General features: G+C 57.7%; 16 protein-coding genes. 11 read left to right on the plus strand and 5 right to left on the minus strand.

The window, feature by feature from the left end; genetic code table 11:
* Positions 1-244: 244 nt before the first annotated feature.
* Positions 245-1,354, minus strand: coding sequence for an S-(hydroxymethyl)glutathione dehydrogenase/class III alcohol dehydrogenase (locus AWB79_RS10680; RefSeq protein ID WP_061167400.1), 1,110 nt, complete (start codon positions 1,352-1,354; stop codon positions 245-247).
* A gap of 85 nt (positions 1,355-1,439) precedes the next feature.
* A complete protein-coding gene (locus tag AWB79_RS10685; protein ID WP_096031525.1) occupies positions 1,440-2,711 on the minus strand; it encodes a dicarboxylate/amino acid:cation symporter in 1,272 nt (423 codons plus the stop codon).
* Positions 2,712-3,810: 1,099 nt separating this feature from the next.
* On the opposite strand from AWB79_RS10685, the gene AWB79_RS10690 reads away from it, so the two are divergent.
* From AWB79_RS10690 to AWB79_RS10710, 5 genes are read left to right on the plus strand one after another with little or no spacing between them, the layout of a single operon-like run.
* On the plus strand, positions 3,811-4,704 hold the full coding sequence (locus AWB79_RS10690) for an amino acid ABC transporter substrate-binding protein (protein ID WP_061167401.1): 894 nt from the start codon (positions 3,811-3,813) through the stop codon (positions 4,702-4,704).
* A 35-nt stretch (positions 4,705-4,739) separates the two neighbouring features.
* On the plus strand, positions 4,740-5,465 hold the full coding sequence (locus AWB79_RS10695) for an amino acid ABC transporter permease (RefSeq protein WP_061167402.1): 726 nt from the start codon (positions 4,740-4,742) through the stop codon (positions 5,463-5,465).
* A gap of 10 nt (positions 5,466-5,475) precedes the next feature.
* Positions 5,476-6,201, plus strand: a complete 726-nt coding sequence (locus tag AWB79_RS10700; protein WP_061167403.1) for an amino acid ABC transporter permease — start codon at positions 5,476-5,478, stop codon at positions 6,199-6,201.
* Between the two features lie 25 nt (positions 6,202-6,226).
* Positions 6,227-7,003, plus strand: coding sequence for an amino acid ABC transporter ATP-binding protein (locus AWB79_RS10705; RefSeq protein WP_061167579.1), 777 nt, complete (start codon positions 6,227-6,229; stop codon positions 7,001-7,003).
* A gap of 35 nt (positions 7,004-7,038) precedes the next feature.
* Entirely contained in the window at positions 7,039-8,214 is a 1,176-nt protein-coding gene (locus AWB79_RS10710; RefSeq protein WP_061167404.1) for an aminotransferase class V-fold PLP-dependent enzyme, read from the plus strand.
* A 28-nt stretch (positions 8,215-8,242) separates the two neighbouring features.
* On the opposite strand, the gene AWB79_RS10715 is transcribed toward AWB79_RS10710, so the two are convergent.
* Complete coding sequence (locus AWB79_RS10715) at positions 8,243-9,184, minus strand: LysR family transcriptional regulator (RefSeq protein WP_061167405.1); 942 nt, start codon at positions 9,182-9,184, stop codon at positions 8,243-8,245.
* 135 nt (positions 9,185-9,319) lie between these two features.
* On the opposite strand from AWB79_RS10715, the gene AWB79_RS10720 reads away from it, so the two are divergent.
* From AWB79_RS10720 to ggt, 3 genes are read left to right on the plus strand one after another with little or no spacing between them, the layout of a single operon-like run.
* Complete coding sequence (locus AWB79_RS10720; RefSeq protein WP_061167580.1) at positions 9,320-10,708, plus strand: M20 family metallopeptidase; 1,389 nt, start codon at positions 9,320-9,322, stop codon at positions 10,706-10,708.
* A 49-nt stretch (positions 10,709-10,757) separates the two neighbouring features.
* A complete protein-coding gene (locus AWB79_RS10725; RefSeq protein ID WP_061167406.1) occupies positions 10,758-12,044 on the plus strand; it encodes an MFS transporter in 1,287 nt (428 codons plus the stop codon).
* A gap of 39 nt (positions 12,045-12,083) precedes the next feature.
* Positions 12,084-13,697 carry a gamma-glutamyltransferase gene (gene ggt / locus AWB79_RS10730; RefSeq protein ID WP_157695736.1) on the plus strand — a complete coding sequence of 538 codons (1,614 nt, stop codon included), beginning with the start codon at positions 12,084-12,086 and terminating at the stop codon, positions 13,695-13,697.
* Positions 13,698-13,743: 46 nt separating this feature from the next.
* Here the strand turns inward: ggt and AWB79_RS10735 are convergent, their stop codons facing one another.
* Entirely contained in the window at positions 13,744-14,589 is an 846-nt protein-coding gene (locus tag AWB79_RS10735) for an IclR family transcriptional regulator (protein WP_198399005.1), read from the minus strand.
* A gap of 138 nt (positions 14,590-14,727) precedes the next feature.
* Positions 14,728-16,224, minus strand: a complete 1,497-nt coding sequence (locus AWB79_RS10740; protein ID WP_082862324.1) for an aspartate ammonia-lyase — start codon at positions 16,222-16,224, stop codon at positions 14,728-14,730.
* Positions 16,225-16,605: 381 nt separating this feature from the next.
* Between AWB79_RS10740 and fghA the strand changes: the two genes are divergently transcribed.
* The 3 genes from fghA (at position 16,606) to AWB79_RS10755 (ending at position 20,083) form a co-directional block, all read left to right on the plus strand.
* Positions 16,606-17,448 (plus strand): S-formylglutathione hydrolase, encoded by an 843-nt coding sequence (gene fghA / locus AWB79_RS10745; protein WP_061167409.1) that lies wholly within the window; start codon positions 16,606-16,608, stop codon positions 17,446-17,448.
* A gap of 67 nt (positions 17,449-17,515) precedes the next feature.
* A complete protein-coding gene (locus tag AWB79_RS10750; RefSeq protein ID WP_074169354.1) occupies positions 17,516-18,811 on the plus strand; it encodes a dicarboxylate/amino acid:cation symporter in 1,296 nt (431 codons plus the stop codon).
* A gap of 96 nt (positions 18,812-18,907) precedes the next feature.
* On the plus strand, positions 18,908-20,083 hold the full coding sequence (locus AWB79_RS10755) for an aminotransferase class V-fold PLP-dependent enzyme (RefSeq protein ID WP_061167410.1): 1,176 nt from the start codon (positions 18,908-18,910) through the stop codon (positions 20,081-20,083).
* Positions 20,084-20,104: the final 21 nt, after the last annotated feature.

Consider the following 20,104-nt stretch of genomic DNA (forward strand, 5'->3'; position numbering starts at 1 on the left):
TTTGCAAAGCCATGCGACCAGGGTATGTTACCAACTTCGTCGCTGCGACTCAGTGACAACGGGGTTCAGGCAAACGTGCCCATGCCTGCCAGAAGTCGCGATAACGCTCATCGTGGGCGGCAGTCGTCTATCAACATCACGAGCGGTCCAAGGGGTACCCAGCTAGTGATGGGGGCATTTTCGACGCGTGTTGACCGCGCCGACAACCGCGCACCGAGAACCAAGCGATGCGCGGCATAAACGCTTAGTAGTTGATTACAGTACGAATCGATTCACCGTTGTGCATCAGGTCAAAGGCCTCGTTGATTCCGCTGAGCGGCCTGGTGTGCGTGACAAACGGTGCGAGCTGAATCTTGCCAGCCATCGCGTCCTCCACCATGCCCGGCAACTGCGAGCGACCCTTGACGCCACCAAACGCCGTGCCCAGCCAGCGTCGTCCTGTCACCAGCTGGAAGGGGCGCGTCGAGATTTCCTGACCAGCGCCAGCCACGCCGATGACGACGGATTGTCCCCAACCGCGATGAGCGCACTCCAATGCGGCACGCATCACGTTCACGTTGCCGATACATTCGAAGCTGTGGTCCACACCCCAAGTGGTCATCTCGACGATGACCTGCTGGATGGGCTTCTCATAGTCTTTCGGATTGACGCAGTCGGTCGCGCCGAAGGCACGTGCCAGTTCGAACTTCGCGGGATTGGTATCAACCGCGATGATGCGACCAGCCTCGGCGAGCTTGGCGCCTTGGATGACGGCAAGGCCAATGCCTCCAAGGCCGAAAACAGCGACGGAGTCGCCGGGCTGCACTTTCGCCGTGTTCTTCACGGCACCAAGGCCCGTGGTGACACCGCAACCCAGCAAGCAAACCTGCTCCGGATTCGCGTTCGGGTCAATCTTTGCGAGGGAGACTTCGGCGACAACGGTGTACTCAGAGAAGGTCGAGCAGCCCATGTAGTGATAGAGCGGCTGGCCGTTGTAGCTGAAGCGCGTAGTGCCGTCCGGCATCACACCCTTGCCCTGGGTGGCACGTACCGAGACGCACAGGTTCGTTTTCCCGCTCTTGCAGAACAGGCATTCGCCGCACTCCGCCGTGTAGAGAGGAATGACGTGGTCGCCCGGCTTGACACTGGTCACACCCTCGCCGACTTCGACGACGATTCCGGCACCCTCGTGCCCGAGCACGACCGGGAACAATCCCTCGGGGTCGTCTCCGGAGAGAGTGAACGCGTCGGTATGGCATACGCCCGTGTGGGTGATTTTGACGAGCACCTCGCCCTTACGGGGCGGCTCAACGTCAATCTCGACGATTTCGAGAGGTTTGCCCGGTGCGAAAGCAACTGCTGCTCGTGACTTCATAAAAAACTCCAAATAGCAATAACGACTACGAGTGACTTGCCCAGCGAAGATAGCAATACGCTGGCAGGTTCCGATAGGGATGGGCCTATGCAGCGGCGGAGTCGCGCCGCGCTGCGCCCTTGCGTGACGCCGCACGGCGGGCTTCGAACTTTGCTATGACGGCGCACGCAACACTGTTGCCGACCACGTTGGTGACGGTTCGGCCCATATCAATAAAGGTGTCGGCCGCCAACAGCAGTGCGATGCCATCCGCAGGGATTCCGAAAAGCGGCAGCGTCGCAGCAACGACCACAATCGACGCGCGCGGCACGCCGGCGATGCCTTTGCTCGACACGAGCATGACCAGCAGCATGCCGAGTTGCTGCTCAAACGACATGTGGATTCCGTAAACCTGGAGCAGGAAGACCGAGGCAAAGGCCTGGTACATCATCGACCCGTCGGCGTTGAACGAGTACGCCAGCGGGAGCACGAACGACGTAATCCGGTTCGAGATGCCGAACTTCTCCAACTGCTCGAGCATCTTCGGGAACGTCGCTTCGCTCGAAGACGTCGAGAACGCGATGAGCATCGGCTCCTTCACGAAGCCGAGCAGACGAAAGACCGCCTTTCCAAGAAAGAGGAAGCCAATCGCGACCAGCAATGCGCATAGGAGAATCATCCCGGCGTACACGCCGCTGATGAACTTCCCATATGTTCCGAGCACACTCAGACCCTGAACGGTAACGGTCGAAGCGACGGCGGCGAACACGCCGATGGGAGCAAAGCCCATGACAAAGTTGGTTACCTTCAACATGACCTTGAAGGCACCTTCGACGGCGATGAGCAGCGACCGAATGGCGGGCTCCTTATCACCGAATGCCGAAATTGCGAAACCGAAGAACAGTGCGAACAGGAGAATTGCGACGACATCGTTCTGAGCCATCGCAAGGAAGATGCTCTGCGGCACGATGTGCGACACGAAGTTTTTCAAACTAAATGCGGCTGTACTGACCTCGCCTGCCGCACCAGTGTGAGGCGGAGTTACGCCGACGCCAAGCGCCATATGATTCGAGAGGAACAGTCCGAGCAACAGCGACAGCACTGATGCGGCGACGAACCAGAGGATTGCCCGAATTCCGACTCGACCGACGTCTCCGGGGTTTTCGCTGTGACTCATACCCGCGACAACGCCAGTGAAGACGAGGGGCGCGATAATCATCTTGATGAGCCGCAAGAAGATGTCGGTCAACGTCGACAGGTATCCAGCAATCTGCTTGTTGAGTTCAGCGGAGCCCGTGGAGTTGTTGATGACGGCTCCCACCACGACGCCGGCGACCAGAGCGATAAGAATCCAGGTAGATAGTCGAATGCGCTTCATGGTGCGAATCCTGCGAAGATGAACAACCGGCCGCTTCCCGGCCCGAGGCACTGCTGCGTTAGATATATGCTCTTCGAAGACGAGGAAATGGCCGTGAGCGCACTGCGCTGAGACACCGGCATTCAACGAAAACTGCGCGGTGGTCAAAGCGAGGAACCGAACCAAGTACGTGGTCGTACTGGCGACGAAGAGCGCTCGGCGCCCCGACCGTGAGCCACTAGCGAAGATTACGGCATCTTCGCGGCACAGAAAGTTGTCGTCAAGACGCTACCGTTTTTCGGCATGCGATGATTTCCGACGATAAAATCAGCAAGCAATTGTTTTTATTGAATAAATTATCGTAAAACATACGTCGAGAACCGGGTTCCCGCAGGGAAAATACCTATAAATTCTCGTTTTATGGAACGTGACAGAACCGTTTTTCGGTTTTTATCATGTTTATCGCGCGTGCCACTGCGGCGAAGAGCTCGCAGGACTGCCGCAGAGCATCAAGCCGGTGAAGCCGGGCGATTCCCGTTGCCGGCATCCGCTCGCTTCGTGAGACGTTTCCCCCATTCGCGCAGTTCAAGTACCTAGCCCGAAATTTCTCCTTTTGCCTCGCCTCGCCACGATTGTCTCGCGGCCAGGAAGGACAAGTAGTTGTCGTTGATGCCGCTCTTTCCGAGGCGTAACGTTCGGACCCCCGAGGCGCGAGCAAGACAAGACCGTTCTCGTCCGAGCGAGCCAACGTCTCGCACAGGGGTACGACTGCTGTCCAGCCTCGGCGTTTAAAAGCGTTGAGGCCGGGACGCGCGTCGCGTCCATCATGCGGCCCTTCACCACTCGGCTATCGCGCTTCGTCGGCGAGCCTTTGCTGGGCTCTGCGCCCGCACGTACACGCACCGGCTTATCCGGTAGCACGGTTCACACGGTGCGCTGGAGCGGCTCCGTGCGCAAATTTCGCATTCGTACCAAAAATCGGTTCTTCGCGTTTCCACTAATCGGGATTGTGTTGACTTTAACTTTTTGTGGCCGTCTAATTTCCCAACGGTTTAGCACTGCTCCTGTAGCGGCCGCCGAAAAGTTGAAAAACTCGTTCTGATACTTGTGGGGTGACCAAATGTTGAAGAAGTACGTTGTGACAGCCTTGTTGGTAGCCATCTCGTGCGCGGCGTCTGCTACCGCTTTCGCCGGCGCGACATTGGACCAAATTAAGAGCAGCAAGGAAATCACCCTCGGGTACCGCGAGGCGTCGGTTCCATTTTCGTTTATCGACCAGAACCAGAAACCGGTAGGTTTTTCTCTCGACCTGTGCGCGCACGTGGTGGATGAGCTGAAGAAGACGCTCAACCTGCCGCAGCTCAACGTCAAATACCTCCCGGTCACTGGCGCCAACCGAATTCCCCTTATTCAGAACGGCACGGTGACCATCGAGTGCGGAGGCACCTCGAGCAGCGCTCAACGTCTCCAGCAGGTCGGCTTCTCGGTTGCGACGTTCGTTAGCCACTCGATGTGGCTGACCAAGGCGGACAGCGGCATCAGGAGCGCTGCAGACCTTAAAGGCAAGACCGTTGTGGTGACGCAGGGGTCGAACGCCGTTCAGCTTGCAAAGGAAGTGAGCGAGAAGAACGGGCTCGGTCTGAATGTCGTCCAGGCTCACGACCATGCTGAGTCGATGCTGATGCTCCAAGCGGGACGGGCCGCAGCGTTCATGGAAGACGACATTCTTCTGGCTGCCAAGAAGGCCGAAGCGCAAAACCCCGGCCAGTACAAGTTCTTGCCAGACTCGTACAACACGCTGGTCTACGGCTTGATGGTGCCGAAGAACGACCCAGAGTTCAAAGCCATCGTCGATAAGGCTTTGAGCAATCTGATGACGTCGGGCCAGTTCGTCCAGATTTACAACAAGTGGTTTGAAAAGCCGATTCCGCCGAACAATACGAATCTGAATTTCCCGGTCTCCACAGACCTGAAAGAGCGTATCGCGCATCCGAGCGACAAGCTCCCCGCCTGATTACCAGGTACTTCGATTTCGGGGAGAACGGGGACATGAACTTCCTCTTTGAACAAACCACAGACGGCAACACCTATTTCAGCTGGTTGATGTCCGGCTTGCTGTGGACGCTGGTGCTGTGGGTGACCGCCGGTATCGCTGCATTCATTATCGGTTTGGTTATTGGCTCGTTCCGCACAGCGCCATCGCTCATCCTGCAGGCAATTGGGCGCTGCTACGTGCAGATTTTCCGGAATATCCCGCTCATCGTTCAGGCGTTCCTCTGGTACTTCGTTTTCCCCGAAATCGTTCCGGCTTCGTTCGGCAACTACATCAAGTCGGTGCCACCGCCGTGGGCGAGCTTCGTCCCAGCGGTGATTGCACTGAGCCTCTACACCGCGTCGCGCGTTGCTGAGCAGATTCGTGCTGGCATCAAAGCGCTGCCGGACGGACAGCTCAAAGCAGGACACGCACTTGGCATGAGTACGTTTCAGTCGTATCGCATGGTGCTGATTCCTCAAGCGCTGCGAATCACGGTGCCGACTCTGACCAGCGAAGCTCTCGGTCTGCTGAAGAACACGTCCGTGGCGCTGACGATTGGGCTGCTCGAGCTAACCGCTCAAGCCCAACAAATCAACGAGTTCACCTTCAAGACATTCGGTGCATTTGGAAGCGCCACCGTCATTTACCTCGTGACGGCTTTGCTGGTCTACCAGGTGGCGGCGCTCATCGAGCGTCTCGTCGAGATTCCCGGCACCAGCACGACCGCGTCGCGTGGCTAAGGAGTAAGACATGCATTTCGATTTCCAAGCCATTGCGAGAGCGTTCCCTTTTCTGATGGACGGGCTCGCGTTCACGGTCGAACTGACCGCAGTTGCATGCATCGGCGGTCTCATTCTCGGAACCGGGATGGCCGTCATCCGTCAACTGCAAGTTCCGGTTGCATCAAAAATCATCAGCGCCTACGTGACGCTGATGCGTTGCATTCCGCTGATTCTGGTCCTTTTTTGGTTCTTCTTTCTCGTTCCACTTGTGCTGGGGCATCTGTCAGCAGCAGGACGGCCGATTCCGTTGGGCCCGAAGATGACTGCCTTCGTAACCTTCACGATGTTCGAAGCGGCGTACTACGCGGAAATCGTGCGCTCGGGCTTCAAGGCGATTAACAAGGGGCAATACGAAGGGGCGAAGGCGCTCGGATTGTCGACGGCCACGATGTACGGCTCGGTCATCATCCCTCAAGTGCTGCGCGCGACGGCCCCGATTATCGTCACCCAAACCATCATCCTGTTCCAGGACACCGCGCTCGTTTACGTGCTGTCGCTCAACGACTTCCTCGGGACGGCCGCGAAGATTGCGCAACGTGACGGAAAGCTGGTCGAGTTCTACACGTTCGTCGCGTTTGTCTACCTGATTCTTTGCTCTGTGGGCTCCGAACTCGCCGAGCGCCTTCGTCGCAAGACACCGGGAACGGTGCGCCGGGCGAAGTCCTTTCGCGCCCTTGGTCTTCCCCGTCCCTAAGTGAACCGTGTCTGCTGAGGTAATCATGCTTGAAGAAGCAACATCCAACGAAATCATTGTCACGGTCTCGGGACTGGAAAAGAGCTACGGCGACCATCGCGTACTGAACGGCGTGAACTTAAGCGTCACGCGCGGCGAGCGAATCGTGATTTGTGGCCCGTCCGGTTCAGGGAAGTCGACGTTCATCCGATGCATCAATGGCCTTGAGACGTTCGAGAGCGGGACGGTCGCAGTGAAGGACCTGAAAACCGGGGCGCAACTCACCAAACTCTCCGATATCCGTCGTGAAGTCGGCATGGTCTTTCAAAGCTTCAACCTGTTCCCGCACATGACTGTGTTGCAGAACTGTATGCTCGCGCAAATCAAGGTTCGCAAAGAGCATAAGGCCGCGGCCCGCGACCGAGCGATGCACTTCCTTCAAAAGGTCCGCATCGCCGAACAGGCGAACAAGCATCCAGGGCAGCTCTCGGGCGGCCAACAGCAGCGCGTAGCGATAGCCCGTGCCCTGTGCATGACCCCTTCCGTGATGCTGTTCGACGAGCCGACGTCGGCGCTCGACCCTGAAGTTGTTCAGGAAGTGCTGGACACGATGGTCGGTCTCGCGAAAGACGGCATGACGATGTTGTGCGTCACCCACGAAATGGGCTTCGCACAGGCGGTCGCCGACCGCGTCATCTTTATCGATGGCGGAAATATTGTCGAGGAGGCACCGCCTTCTGAGTTCTTCTACAAGCCCAAGCACGAACGCGTCCGCGCATTCCTGAGCCGAGTCCATGGCCACGGCGACAAAGTCGCCGCGTGACAGGTTCGGACAATTCGACCAAGAGAGACAAGCAAATGATTTCGACCGAAAAACTCGCCGCCGTTCGTGAACAATTTCCTGTGACCAGGCGCCAATTGTATCTGGACTCGGCACATCAGACGCCGTTATCCCTCAGCGTCCGTGACGCGCTGCACTCGTTCATCAACGAGGGGTACGAGATGGCTGGGCCGAAGCCGGTCTGGATTCGCCGGGCAGAGGAAACGCGCGCAAACGTCGCCCGCTTCTTTAACGCATCGCCGTCGGAAATCGCATTCACGAAAAACACATCGGAAGGCTTGAACATCGCCGCCAATGCAGTACCGCTGAAGGCAGGTGACAACGTGGTGCTCATCGAAGGAGACCACCCGAACAACGCCTACGCGTGGCTAAACCTGAAGGCCAAGGGCGTCGAAATTCGCTTCGTCCCTCTCAAAGACAACGAAGTCGCGACCGCAAAGACGTTCGAGCCGTTCATCGACGAGCGAACAAAGGTCATTACGCTCTCGCACGTCACTTTCCACGCAGGGCAGGTGCATGACGTAGCAAGCATCGGCAAGCTCTGCAAGGAGCGCAATATTTATTTGGTGGTCGATGCCATGCAGTCGGTTGGCGTCATCCCGCTTGACGTCAAAGCGTTGAATATCTCGGTACTAGCCGCTGGCACACACAAGGGACTGTTGGTGCCGCAAGGTCTCGGCGTTTTGTACGTTGCAGACGGCTTGGACGAACTGCGTCCGGCATACATCGCAATGTCAAGCATGCTGAACCCGCCAGCTGACTACATCGCTCGTTCCGAGGACATGGCGGTTCGCAAAGATGCGCAGCGCTTTGAGATGGGCAACCTGAATCTTCCTGACCTTCAAGCACTGGATGCAGCCATCAAGCTTATTGATAGCGTCGGTGTCGCGGATATTCAAAAGCACGTGAACGAGCTTGGTGACCTGCTTTTGAAGCACCTCGATGAGCTTGGTGTCAACGTCGTGGGTCCGCGCGAGCGCGGTCAGCGCAACCACATTTACGTGTTGGACCTGCCCGTTGAAAAGTGGGCAGACTACTTCTCGCGAAATGACGTTCGCGTTTCTCCGGAACGGGGTGGCATTCGCGTTTCGCTTGCGATGTTCAACACATCCGAGGACGTGGAGAGACTCGCCTCTGTCATTCGTAGCGGCCAAACCGAGAACGCGCCCGCCGTCACGATGCAACTCGACTGAGCAACCGACTAACAAACGACGCAAGGCATCAACCGTCCCTTTTAGGACGGTTTGCCTTCGCTCCGTTGATGTTGTCCTTCTGTTCAATCACGTGGTCGCAAAAATTCTTGACCAACGGTGGTAGGAGGCGTCCGGACATGGTCTGGATTTGAAACTCACGACGAGCCAGCACATCGTCCTTCAAGGGAATCGCGACGAACCCGTCTTCCATGAACCGCCCTGTCACTGAGAGCATTGCGGTGAACATCAATGCGCCGGTGCGCTTCGCAAACGCGTACATCGAATAGCTGTTGTTGCTCTCAAGTATTGGGTCCAGATGCAGGCCCGCGAGTTCAGCAGCGATTTCGACCAGTTCTCGGAGTGTCGTCCCTTGCTCCGGCAGCAAGAACTCACGACCAGCGAGGTCCACCAGCGCCAGATGGTGGCGCTTCGCCAACACGTCGTCTTGCCGCACAAGCACATGAATGAGCGCCGGCTCGCTGTATTCAATGTGAACCCCAGATGCCGGACGCAGACTGAAAGAAAGCGCGATGTCGGACTCTCCATCTCGCACACGCTGCGCTACGGCATTAGGCGAACCGACGTACAGCTGAAACTTCACCTTCGGATGTCCTTCACGAAACGACGCGATAACGGCGGGCATGAAGCTGTACGCGAATCCTTGCGTACATGCCACGCGGACCGTGCCCGTTTTGTCGAGCGCGATGCCACGGATGTCGTTTGCGACATGTTCCCCGTCGAGCATACTTCGCGACGCAAACGCCATCAGTTTTCGACCGCCTTCGGTCAATACCATTCCGCGGGCAAGCCGTTCGAAGAGCTGGCATTCGAGTTCCTCTTCGAGCTTCGCTATCTGTCGGCTGATTGCAGAAGTCGCGACATGCAGCGTGGCAGACGCATCAGTAAGGGAACCCGTGCGCGCGACTTCAACGAAGTAGCGAAGGCCAATGCCGTGAAGGGACGGTTTCATGTGCTTTGCCTTTTTGGCAATCGGTCGTTATTTTGATTCTAATTGTTGGCGGGCCAGTCGGTTCATAAACTGGGTAAAAAAGATGCAGACCTAACTTACATCGAACCAGTTCGGACACTGATTGGAGACAACAACTTGAGCCGTTCACAAGCCATCGCGCTAGCACGCGAACATTTCGATTCGGGGAGCTTCTTCGGCGACCTAGCTCGCCGCGTCGCTTACCAGTCTGAAAGTCAGGAGCCCGCGAAACGCCCGCAGTTGATTGCGTATCTGGAAGAGGAAATGCGTCCTGCTCTCGAACGCATGGGTTTCGTCGTTTCTCAGGTGCCTAATCCGATTGAAGATGCTGGTCCGTTCCTCGTGGCTGAACGCATCGAGTCAACTTCCTACCCGACGGTCTTGCTCTATGGGCACGGAGATGTTGTAAGGGGTATGGACGAGCGATGGAGAAGCAACCTTTCGCCATGGCAGCTCACCGAAGATGGCGACCGCTGGTATGGCCGCGGTACGGCGGACAACAAAGGGCAGCACTCCATTAACCTCGCTGCTCTCGACTGTGTCATCTCTGCTCGAAATGGCAAGGTCGGCTTCAACGTCAAGGTGCTTTTCGAAACCGGCGAAGAATGCGGGTCTCCTGGCCTCGACGAGTTCTGCGCAATCCACGCAGAGCGACTTGCGGCCGACGCACTTATCGCCTCCGATGGTCCTCGCCTCTCGGCTGCGCGCCCGACGGTGTTCTTTGGCTCGCGGGGCATCGTTAGCATTGGCTTGGAAGTGGACCTCCGCGAGGGCGCGCATCACTCCGGCAATTGGGGTGGTCTTCTGCGCAATCCTGCGACAACCCTGGTCGGCGCAATTGGAGAACTGGTCAACGGCCGCGGCGAGATTTTGCTCGGTTGCATGAAGCCTCGTGTGCTTCCTGAATCCGTGAAAGCAGCGCTCGCAGACATCGAGGTCGGCGGTGCACCAGACGACCCGACGGTAGATGAAGATTGGGGACAGCAAGGGCTCACGCCAGCGGAGCGACTGTTTGGATGGAACACGCTCGAGGTTTTGGCTATGTCATCGGCTGATGTCAACAAGCCAGTTGGCGCCATCCCGCCGAAGGCGACGGCTCATCTACAACTGCGTTATGTCGTAGGTACGCCCGTTGAGGAAATCGCGGACGGAATCCGACGGAGACTTGACGAATCCGGCTATCCGATGGTTCGCGTGAGCGTCAAGCTCGGCAGCTCGGCGACTCGACTCGACCCCGATGCGCCCTGGGCACAATGGGCCATTCGTTCCCTGGAAGAAACGGCGCAGCGGAAAGTCGCGGTGCTTCCAAACCTTGGCGGAACGCTTCCAAACAGTGTGTTCGTGCAGACACTCAGTCTGCCGACCATTTGGGTACCCCACTCGTATCCAGCCTGTTCCCAACACGCACCGAACGAGCATCTCGTGCCGAGTGTGGCTCGCGAAGGCTTGCAACTGATGGCTGGCCTGTTCTGGGACCTTGGGGAAACAGCGCCTAAGGCAGGTTGAGTCCTAAAAACGCGTCGTCATTCACAAAAGCAATTTTCCAGGAGACGCCATGAATAGTCATGCGCTCGAAGGTGTTCAGTCTGAAAAGAGGTCGTCGTCCTCACTGCGTCGTCTCATCGTCGCGTCGTCAATAGGTAACGCCCTCGAATGGTTCGATATCGTCGTTTACGGCTACTTCGCCGTATCCATCTCTAAGGCGTTCTTTCCGGCGGGCAACGCCGGTACATCTATCCTGCTGGCTTACGGGACGTTCGGCATCTCGTACATAGCGCGCCCCGTCGGCGCGCTGTGGCTCGGGGCTATAGCGGACCGGGTCGGCCGCAAACATTCCATGTTGCTATCCATCGGCATGATGATGGTGGGGACGTTGATGATTGCGACGATGCCGACCTACGCGCAAATCGGTCTCTTTGCTCCAGTCGGCATCCTCGTCGCTCGCTTGATTCAGGGTGTCTCGGCTGGAGGCGAGTTTGGAAGTTCCACTGCACTGCTTGTCGAGAACGACCCGAAGCGGCGAGGCTTTCTCGCGAGCTTCCAGTTCGCGAGCCAAGGCTTCATGACCGTAATGGCATCGCTTTTCGGGCTCGCGCTCTCATTGTCTCTCTCGCACGAGCAAGTCGACGCTTGGGGTTGGCGGATTCCTTTCTTTTTCGGGCTCCTCGTCGGCCCTGTCGGCCTCTATATCCGCAGGCATGTTGAGGAAGGCACCGAATTCAAAATCGCCAAGCGCGAAACTGCGCCTCTGAAAGAAATCGCTCTTCACCAGAAAGGCAATGTCGCGTTGGCAATTGGAACCCTCATCGTTTCTACGGTTGCGGCGCATGTGATTCTCTACATGCCGGTCTTTGCCGTGAAGCAGTTGCATTTGCCCAGTAGTTCCGCATTCTCGGCAAACCTCGTCGCAGGGCTGGTACTGACGTTCGGCACTCCATTCGTCGGCATTCTTTCGGACAAGTTGGGGCGAACAAGACTGATGGTAATTGGTGCTCTTGCCTTCGTGCTGACCGTCGTACCGGCGTTCTACATGCTCAAGATGTTCCCGGGCGTTGGAACCCTCATGTTGGTGATGTTCTGGCTTGCGCTGGTGAAGTCAGTGTATTTCGGTGCTCTGCCGGCGCTGATGGCAGAGGCATTCCCGCCGGAGACGCGCGCGACTGGAATGGCGCTGAGTTACAACATCGGCACCACGGTGTTTGGCGGATTTACCCCGTTCATCGTATCGGCAATCACGATTTTCACCGCAAGCGACTTGGCGCCGGCACTCTACCTTGTCCCTTGCGCCTTGCTGAGCCTTGCAGCGACTATCGTTCTTCGGCACAGGCTGGTTGCTGCCTGAGGTCCCAAAATCGATTTCTATTCTGACGTGATGAGCGCAATGATGGATGTCAAAAGAGCACTTCGGCCGATGAACATCGGCCGGTCGGGAGCGGTAGCCAGCAACCACCCAGTCGCGACACAGGCTGGACTTGATGTTTTGCGCGCTGGCGGGAACGCCGTCGACGCCGCAGTCGCGGTTTCCCTCGCGATTGGTGTCGTCGAACCGCATATGTCCGGGCTCGGTGGCGATGGCTTCTATCATTGCTTCTTCGCGGACACCGCTCAAGGTCTCGTGTACAACGGCTCCGGATTCGCGCCCCAAGCGGCAGTGACTCCAGGAATGTCGTCTTTGCCGCTTCGAGGTCCGGGTAGCGTCTCAGTGCCGGGGGGTGTCGGTGCCCTCGGCCTGATGCACTCGCAAAAGGGGAGAATACCGTGGGCGGAGTTAGTCGGTCCGGCGATTGATGCTGCAATCAACGGATTCGGTGTCACGCACGTCTACCAAAGATTCGCGTCCCGGTACGCAGACCAAGTCCGGCCGTACGCGTACTCTGCCAAATTATTTCTCCGGGACGGCGAAGCTCCGGCCATTGGAGGTTTCATCGTGCAGCCACATCTGGCGGCGTCTTTGGAGACTCTCGCAAGAGATGGAGCTGACTCGCTGTATCGAGGCGACCTCGCAGCGCTTGTGGCGGCGGACATGCGCGATGCGAATGTCTTAATCACAGCGGCCGAACTGGCGAGCTACGAGGCACAGGTCCAAACGCCCATCGCTGTCACATATCGAGGTTACGAGGTGCGTCAAACACCTCCAAACTCGACCGGGTTCGTCCTTCTTCAGGCTCTGAAGCTGGTCGAGGCAAGGTTGCCAAAAGACACTTCGGACTTCTTCTCCCCAGACGTAGTTCATACGCTCATCGAGGCCAAGAAATTGGCGTTTGTCGAGCGAGAGAAACTCGGGGCAGACCCGGAACACTTCGAGACACCGATGAGAACGATACTGGACTTCCGACGTCTCGAGGCGCTGGCTGAAAGCATCGACCCGCGAAAGAGCGCAATTCGCCCGGTGCGTCCGTCAGCAGGCGACGGCAACACGACCTATTTTTGCGTGGTCGACCGCTGGGGCAACGCCGTATCAGCGATTCAGAGCTTGAACAATTCGTTCGGCTCCGGAGTCACGCTCGAACGCACGGGCATCCTGCTGAACAACCGCATGAATTGCTGGCATCTGGATGACGCCCATCCGAACAAGCTGATGGCTGGCAAGCGCGTGCGACATACGATGAACGCGCCCATGGTCTTGAAAGACGGCAAGGTCTGGGCTGTGTTCGGGACGCCGGGAGCCGACGACCAGGTCCAGACGAATCTACAAGTTGCTGTCGGTCTCATCGATTTCAACCTAGACCCGCAGAGCTTGGCGGAAGCGCCGCGATGGAGCAGCTCCCAGGGTGGTCAAGGAGCCAACTGGCCCCACGGCGGTGATAACGCACTCACAATCGAAGACAGCTTCCCGGCGCAGGCGAAACAAGGCCTCAGGGACCGAGGGCATCATTTGGTCGAAGTTCCGTATCTTGATGGACCGTGCAGCGTGGCCTGTATCCGCGTCCTGGAGAACGGAGCGCGGGTCGCTGCGTCGGACCCGCGCAGAGACGGATGGGCTGCAGCTTACTGAGTGAAGAAAAACAAAGGGCGACCGCATAGGTCGCCCTTTTTGAGTTTCAAGACCGTTTGCGTCGTGGCGGCTTAACTTCAGGCTCGTCTTCGACGTCGTCCGAGCCAACGATGCTAAGAATCTTGGTGATGCGCAGCGCTGCCGCTTGCATCATCGGCACAAGCAGCGTGACCTCTTCGAGAGTCTTACGAGCTTTCGGAGCAGAAATACTCAGGCAGGCGATGATGCGACCATTTGGGCCGGCTATGGGGATTGCCGCGCCGACTACGCCAATAGCAAACTCGGAGTCGTTCGTCGCATAGCCCTGTTTGCGGACCTGGTCAATTTCAAGTCGCAGCCGGTCGGGGTCAACTATGGTGTACGGCGTGATGGGTTCCCACGGACCGCTCAACATGTAGGCGTCGAGCTGCTTCTTTTCCATATTGGCAAGAAACACGCGCCCACTAGACGTGCAGTGCGCCGGAGCCCGGTGTCCCTTCTGGAAGTTGAGCGTCAGCGCTGAGTTGCCGATGGCGCTGTCGATGTACACCACTTCCGAGCCACGCATTACGCCCAAACTGACCGTTTCTGCTGTCCGGCGCGACAGCTCCATCAAGAGCGCGTGTATCGGTCCGCGGGACGTTGAAGCAGCCAAAATATTGGTGGCGAGTTCGAGTAAGCGAGGGCCGACCTGATAGCGGCCGCGCTCAATTCCGTGCTCAAGGAAGCCAAAGTCTTCAAGGTTGCTCACCAGCCGGTGAGCAGTCGTCTTGGGAATACCAAGTGCGGTTACGATTTCTGACGTCGTCACGCGACCAAGCTGCGCCGTCATCTCGATGATATGAAATGCACGCTCAGTCGGAGAAACCTCCGGCTCAGGTGCGTCAGGAATCGGGATGTCGACCTTATGCATGACTTTCGTAGTTTCGTGCTCTGTAGACAAGCTGGGGCGCTGACTCCAGGCGATATGTACGGTGTGTGGACGCATAAGGATACCCGAAATTTTTAAGTGCCCGAGCGACCTGAAGGGTCGCCGGGCATTTTTTTAGGTTTATTGAACGGCCTTGGAAACCGGCAGGACGGCACCTTCGCTCGGCTCGCAGCTGACCGGGATTTCAGGCGTCAGCAAATATGAGCGAGGTTGGTTTTCCGGAACGGTGAGCGCCAGCGGGTCAAGGATTCGGTCGAGGTCCGTCTTCGACAGAAGACCTTGCGCCAAAACCAAGTCGTAGACTCGGGTTCCGGTTTCGAGCGCTTCGCGGGCAATTTTCGTCGCATTCGCGTAACCGATGTACGGGTTCAGCGCCGTGACCACGCCAATGGACCGCTCGACGCTGGCGCGCAGTTGCTCGTGGTTTGCCACGATGCCGCGTACGCACCGGTCGGCCAGCGTTTTGCAGCCCGCCGCAAGGTGCTGAATGCTCTTGAAGAGGCTGAACGCAATAATCGGTTCAAACGCGTTGAGCTGAAGTTGCCCGGCTTCAGCCGCCATCGTGACGGTCAAATCATTACCGATAACTTCAAATGCGATTTGGTTGACCACTTCCGGAATAACCGGGTTGACCTTGCCCGGCATGATGCTGGAGCCAGCTTGCATCGGCGGAAGCTGAATTTCCCCCAAGCCGCAGCGCGGACCGGAAGAGAGTAGTCGCAAGTCGTTGCACGTCTTCGAAAGTTTTACGGCGATGCGCTTGAGAACACCGGAGACCTGTACGAAAGCGCCGCAGTCTTGCGTTGCCTCGACAAGATTTCCGGCGGTAAGGAAAGCGTAACCTGTGTTGTCGCGAAGGTGACGGCAAACTCCTGCCGCGTAATCCGGGTGTGCGGTGATGCCTGTGCCAATGGCCGTGGCGCCTAGGTTGATTTCAAGAAGCAGCAGTCGAGCCTCGGCCAAACGTGCCTCGTCTTCCTCGAGCATGACGGCGTAGGTACTGAATTCTTGACCGAGCGTCATCGGGACCGCGTCCTGGAGCTGCGTGCGCCCCATCTTCAGCACGCCGGCAAATTCCTCAGCTTTGAGCTGAAAAGCCTCGCGGAGGTAGGCCATGGCGCTGAGCAACTCGTCGATGTAGAACTGCAGCGCAAGCTTGATGGCGGACGGATACACGTCATTGGTGCTCTGACCGATGTTGACGTGTTCGTTGGGATGCAGACGGTGATATTCACCCCGCCCTGCGCCCAGGATTTCGAGGGCGCGATTCGCAACCACCTCGTTCGCATTCATGTTGCTCGACGTACCTGCGCCACCTTGGATGACGTCGACGACAAAATGCTCATGATGCTTGCCGTCGATGATTTCCGTACAGGCCGCTGCAATCGCTTCCGTTCGCTCTCGGTCGATGAGCCCGAGTTCCGCATTCGTCTGAACCGCTGCTAGCTTAATCTCCGCGAGCGCCCGGACCAGGCCACCGTACTGGCTGATAGCGATGCCGCTGATTGGGAAGTTTTCCAGTGCCCGAAGAGTGTGAACGCCGTAAAGCGCCTCGCCGGGTACCTCGCGGTCGCCGAGCAGGTCGTGCTCCAGCCTAGTGGACTTAATTTGGGTCATCGCAAACTCTCTTGTGTGAAGTTACAAATCGCTCAACGCTCATCTTGAGGACAGTATATGCGATGTATTCCACAAAACGGAACTTCGTAGTTCCACTAATCCGGAGTGGTCGTAGGGATTATCCCTAGCGAACACCCGAACGACAAACGGCACATTTCGGCGCTCGCGCTTTGCCAGCGCGGCATTCCAGCCGCGGAAGTCTGCATTCTCCAGCGTTCGCAGAATTGATTAGTTCTTGACAGTGGGATTTTAAGAACCAAAAATTGGAACATGCAACGAGATTGCTGAACCAATGTTGGCTTGCTTCCACCCCAGAGGACTTAATGAACGCACGAGCAGCAGTTACGGTGAAGGGGGGGCTCGCGTCCCCGAAGCTTCGGTATGAATCTCGACCTCGTATCGAGCAGCCGCTGTTTCGACGGTACTCAGCGCGTCTACTCGCACAAATCCGAGACTCTGAAGTGCGACATGCGCTTCGCTGTTTATCTCCCGCCGGCAGCCGTCACCCATTCTGTCCCCGCGGTTTTTTGGCTTTCCGGTCTGACCTGCACCGAACAGAACTTCATTACCAAGGCCGGTGCGCAGCGAGCAGCTTCCGCGCTCGGCATTGCAATCATTGCCCCTGACACCAGTCCGCGCGGTGCCGACGTCCCGAACGATGACGCGTATGACTTCGGCCAAGGCGCCGGGTTCTATGTCGACGCGACCCAGGAACCTTGGTCGAAGAATTACCGGATGTACTCGTACATCGTGGACGAACTGCGCGAGCTGGTCGCATCGCAATTCGCAGTTGACGCGAAGCGCTTCGGCATTTCCGGACACTCGATGGGCGGCCATGGCGCGCTCACGATTGGTCTTCGCAATCCTTCGCTCTTCCGCACGATTTCGGCCTTTTCTCCAATTAGCGCCCCCACCCAATGTCCTTGGGGCGAAAAGGCGCTGACTGGGTATCTCGGTGATGACCGCGCGCAGTGGGCGAAGTTCGACGCGACGCAGCTCTTCGCAGAAAAAGGCTGGAGCGGTCCTGAAATTCTGGTCGACCAAGGCGAAGCCGACGAATTCCTCGAATCTCAATTGAAGCCGGACCTTTTGGTCGAAGCGGCCGCTCGAGGCGACGTTGAACTGCGACTGCGCCGTCGCGCCGGTTACGACCATAGCTACTTTTTCATTTCGACCTTCATCGCCTCACACCTTGAGCATCACGCGCGTCACTTGCTCGCGTGATTGAAAAGCGATGTTCTAACCAGGACTGAGAACCAGTCCGGTCGTAAGTTCTTCGGAGGAGACAACCATGAAGCGCATTCGACTTTCCACGTGGATTCTGATTGCACTCATCGCCGGCGTGGCGGTGGGTGCAGCCGTACACCACACCACGGGCTCGGCCGAGCTCAATAAGCAGATTGCAGGATACCTGTCGACACTGACCGACATCTTCCTGCGCCTCATCAAGATGATTATTGCCCCGCTTGTCTTCACGGGCGTAGTTGCGGGTATGAGCCATTGCGAGAACCCTGGCGACGTTGGTCGCGTAGGCATTCGAGCCATGCTCTGGTTTGTTGCTGCATCCGTTCTGTCGCTTATACTCGGCCTCGCGCTGTCTAACCATATGGCACTTGGCGTCGGCGTAACGCCGCCTCACGCCGATTCAGCGGTCGAAGTGAGCACCGCCGCGTTCAGTTTGAAGAACTTCATCGCGCACATCGTGCCGCAGAGCATCTTCTCTGCAATGGCGCAGAACGATGTGGTGGCAATTCTGGTGTTTGCGCTGTTCTTTGGTTTTGCCGTCTCTGCTTATGGCGACAAGGAACCGGCCATCCGTCGCTTGAACCACTCTATCGAAGGCGCGTTCAAGGTGATGTTGCGAGTGACCGACTTCGTGATGGGATTCGCCCCGGTCGGCGTCTTCGCGGCAGTCGCATCAGTCGTGACGGTGCAAGGCTTGGGCGTCCTCGGCACATACGGTAAGTTTATCGGTGGCGTGTACTCCGGCATGTTCTTGCTCTGCGCGTGTCTCGTCGCAATCGGCTTCCTGTTCCTCGGCAAAGCAGTCTTCCTCCTCCTCGGCATTGTGAAGGAGCCGATGCTTATCGCGTTCTCGACGTCGAGCAGCGAGGCAACCTTCCCGAAGATGCTTGAGCAACTGGAGAAATTCGGCATCTCCAACCGGATTACGTCTTTCGTGCTGCCGCTGGCGTATTCGTTCAACGCCGATGGCTCGATGATGTACCAGGCGTTCGCCTCTGTCTTCCTTCTGCAGGTTTATGGCATCCACATGTCGTTCGAACAGCAACTGGGCATGTTGCTGGTCATGCTGGTGTCGAGCAAAGGCATCGCAGGTGTACCGCGCGCCTCGATTGTGGTGGTGGCCGCGACCTTGCCGCTCTTCGGCATCCCGCCGGACGGCATCGCACTCTTGCTCGCCGCAGACACCTTCATTGATATGGGCCGTACCGTGACGAACGTTGTCGGCAACAGCATCGCGTGCGCCGTCATCGCCAAATTCGAAGCGAAGCGCGAAGCGAAGCGCGAGTTGCGGGCAACGACAACGCAGGAAATTCACGACCATGGCGACCCGGCCCACGTTTGAAGTCCCGCCTGTGCCGCACTTGCAACCGAATTCTGAAATCGACCACACGCCTCCTTCTGAGGCCACGTACTAACACTTTTTGAAGTGAGATAGAAAATGATTGCCACTGAAAAGCTTGCATCCGTCCGCGAACAGTTTCCCGTCACCAAGCGACAGCTGTACCTCGATTCGGCACACCAAACCCCGTTGTCGCTGCCCGTGCGCGATGCACTGTATTCGTTCCTGACCGAGGGTTACGAGATGGCCGGTCCGAAGCCGGTCTGGGTTCGCCGTGTCGAAGAAACGCGAGCAAACGTGGCGCGCTTCTTCAATGCCTCGCCGTCGGAAATCGCGTTCACGAAAAACACCTCGGAAGGCTTGAATATCGCCGCGAACGCTGTGCCGCTGGAAGCGGGTGACAACGTCGTCCTTATCGAGGGCGACCATCCGAACAACGCTTACGCATGGCTGAACCTGAAGCGCAAGGGTGTGGAAGTTCGTTTCGTCCCGCTGAAAGACAACGAAATCGCGGCGGCAAAGACGTTCGAGCCGTTCATCGACGAACGGACGAAGGTCGTTACGCTCTCGCACGTCACTTTCCACGCAGGTCAGGTGCACGACCTTGCCAGCATCGGCAAGCTGTGCAAGGAGCGCGGCATCTATTTGGTCGTCGATGCCATGCAGTCAGTCGGCGTCATTCCGGTCGACGTTAAGGCTCTCAACATCTCTGTGCTCGCCGCTGGTACGCACAAGGGTCTTCTGGTTCCGCAAGGCCTGGGCATTCTGTATGTGGCAGATGGCCTCGACGAGCTGCGCCCAGCGTATATCGCCATGTCCAGCATGTTGAACCCGCCGGCCGACTACATCGCGCGCGCGGAAGACATGGCTGTTCGGAAGGACGCGCTTCGGTTCGAGTTCGGGAACATCAACCTGCCCGATTTGCACGCGTTGGATGCGGCAATCAAGCTTATCGAGAGCGTGGGCGTGAGCAACATTCAGAAGCACGTGACGGCACTGGGAGACCAGTTGCTGAGCGAGCTCGATAAGCTCGACGTAAAGGTCGTCGGTCCGCGCGAGCGCGGTCAGCGCAATCATATCTACGTCTTGGACTTGCCGGTCCAAAAATGGGCGGACCACTTTGCACGTAACGATGTGCGCGTTTCGCCGGAGCGAGGCGGGATTCGGATTTCGCTGGCGGTGTTCAACACGGCGGACGACATCAAGCGCCTGGTCGATGTCATTCGCACGGGCCTTCGCGAGACCACGGCTGCCGCCGTCGCGCAGGTCGACTGAGCAGGTTAGAGGTTTAGCAGG

It is taken from the genome of Caballeronia hypogeia, assembly GCF_001544875.2.
GTDB classification, from domain to species: Bacteria; Pseudomonadota; Gammaproteobacteria; order Burkholderiales; family Burkholderiaceae; genus Caballeronia; species Caballeronia hypogeia.

What these genes read in the sequence shown, in the direction of transcription:
- AWB79_RS10680 (WP_061167400.1), bottom strand. Translation starts at nt 1,354, where the DNA reads ATGAAGTCACGAGCAGCAGTTGCTTTCGCACCGGGCAAACCTCTCGAA.
- AWB79_RS10735 (WP_198399005.1), bottom strand. Translation starts at nt 14,589, where the DNA reads ATGCATAAGGTCGACATCCCGATTCCTGACGCACCTGAGCCGGAGGTT.
- AWB79_RS10755 (WP_061167410.1), top strand. Translation starts at nt 18,908, where the DNA reads ATGATTGCCACTGAAAAGCTTGCATCCGTCCGCGAACAGTTTCCCGTC.
- AWB79_RS10705 (WP_061167579.1), top strand. Translation starts at nt 6,227, where the DNA reads ATGCTTGAAGAAGCAACATCCAACGAAATCATTGTCACGGTCTCGGGA.
- AWB79_RS10710 (WP_061167404.1), top strand. Translation starts at nt 7,039, where the DNA reads ATGATTTCGACCGAAAAACTCGCCGCCGTTCGTGAACAATTTCCTGTG.
- AWB79_RS10725 (WP_061167406.1), top strand. Translation starts at nt 10,758, where the DNA reads ATGAATAGTCATGCGCTCGAAGGTGTTCAGTCTGAAAAGAGGTCGTCG.
- AWB79_RS10695 (WP_061167402.1), top strand. Translation starts at nt 4,740, where the DNA reads ATGAACTTCCTCTTTGAACAAACCACAGACGGCAACACCTATTTCAGC.
- AWB79_RS10685 (WP_096031525.1), bottom strand. Translation starts at nt 2,711, where the DNA reads ATGAAGCGCATTCGACTATCTACCTGGATTCTTATCGCTCTGGTCGCC.
- AWB79_RS10700 (WP_061167403.1), top strand. Translation starts at nt 5,476, where the DNA reads ATGCATTTCGATTTCCAAGCCATTGCGAGAGCGTTCCCTTTTCTGATG.
- ggt (WP_157695736.1), top strand. Translation starts at nt 12,084, where the DNA reads ATGATGGATGTCAAAAGAGCACTTCGGCCGATGAACATCGGCCGGTCG.
- AWB79_RS10750 (WP_074169354.1), top strand. Translation starts at nt 17,516, where the DNA reads ATGAAGCGCATTCGACTTTCCACGTGGATTCTGATTGCACTCATCGCC.
- AWB79_RS10690 (WP_061167401.1), top strand. Translation starts at nt 3,811, where the DNA reads ATGTTGAAGAAGTACGTTGTGACAGCCTTGTTGGTAGCCATCTCGTGC.
- AWB79_RS10740 (WP_082862324.1), bottom strand. Translation starts at nt 16,224, where the DNA reads ATGACCCAAATTAAGTCCACTAGGCTGGAGCACGACCTGCTCGGCGAC.
- fghA (WP_061167409.1), top strand. Translation starts at nt 16,606, where the DNA reads ATGAATCTCGACCTCGTATCGAGCAGCCGCTGTTTCGACGGTACTCAG.
- AWB79_RS10715 (WP_061167405.1), bottom strand. Translation starts at nt 9,184, where the DNA reads ATGAAACCGTCCCTTCACGGCATTGGCCTTCGCTACTTCGTTGAAGTC.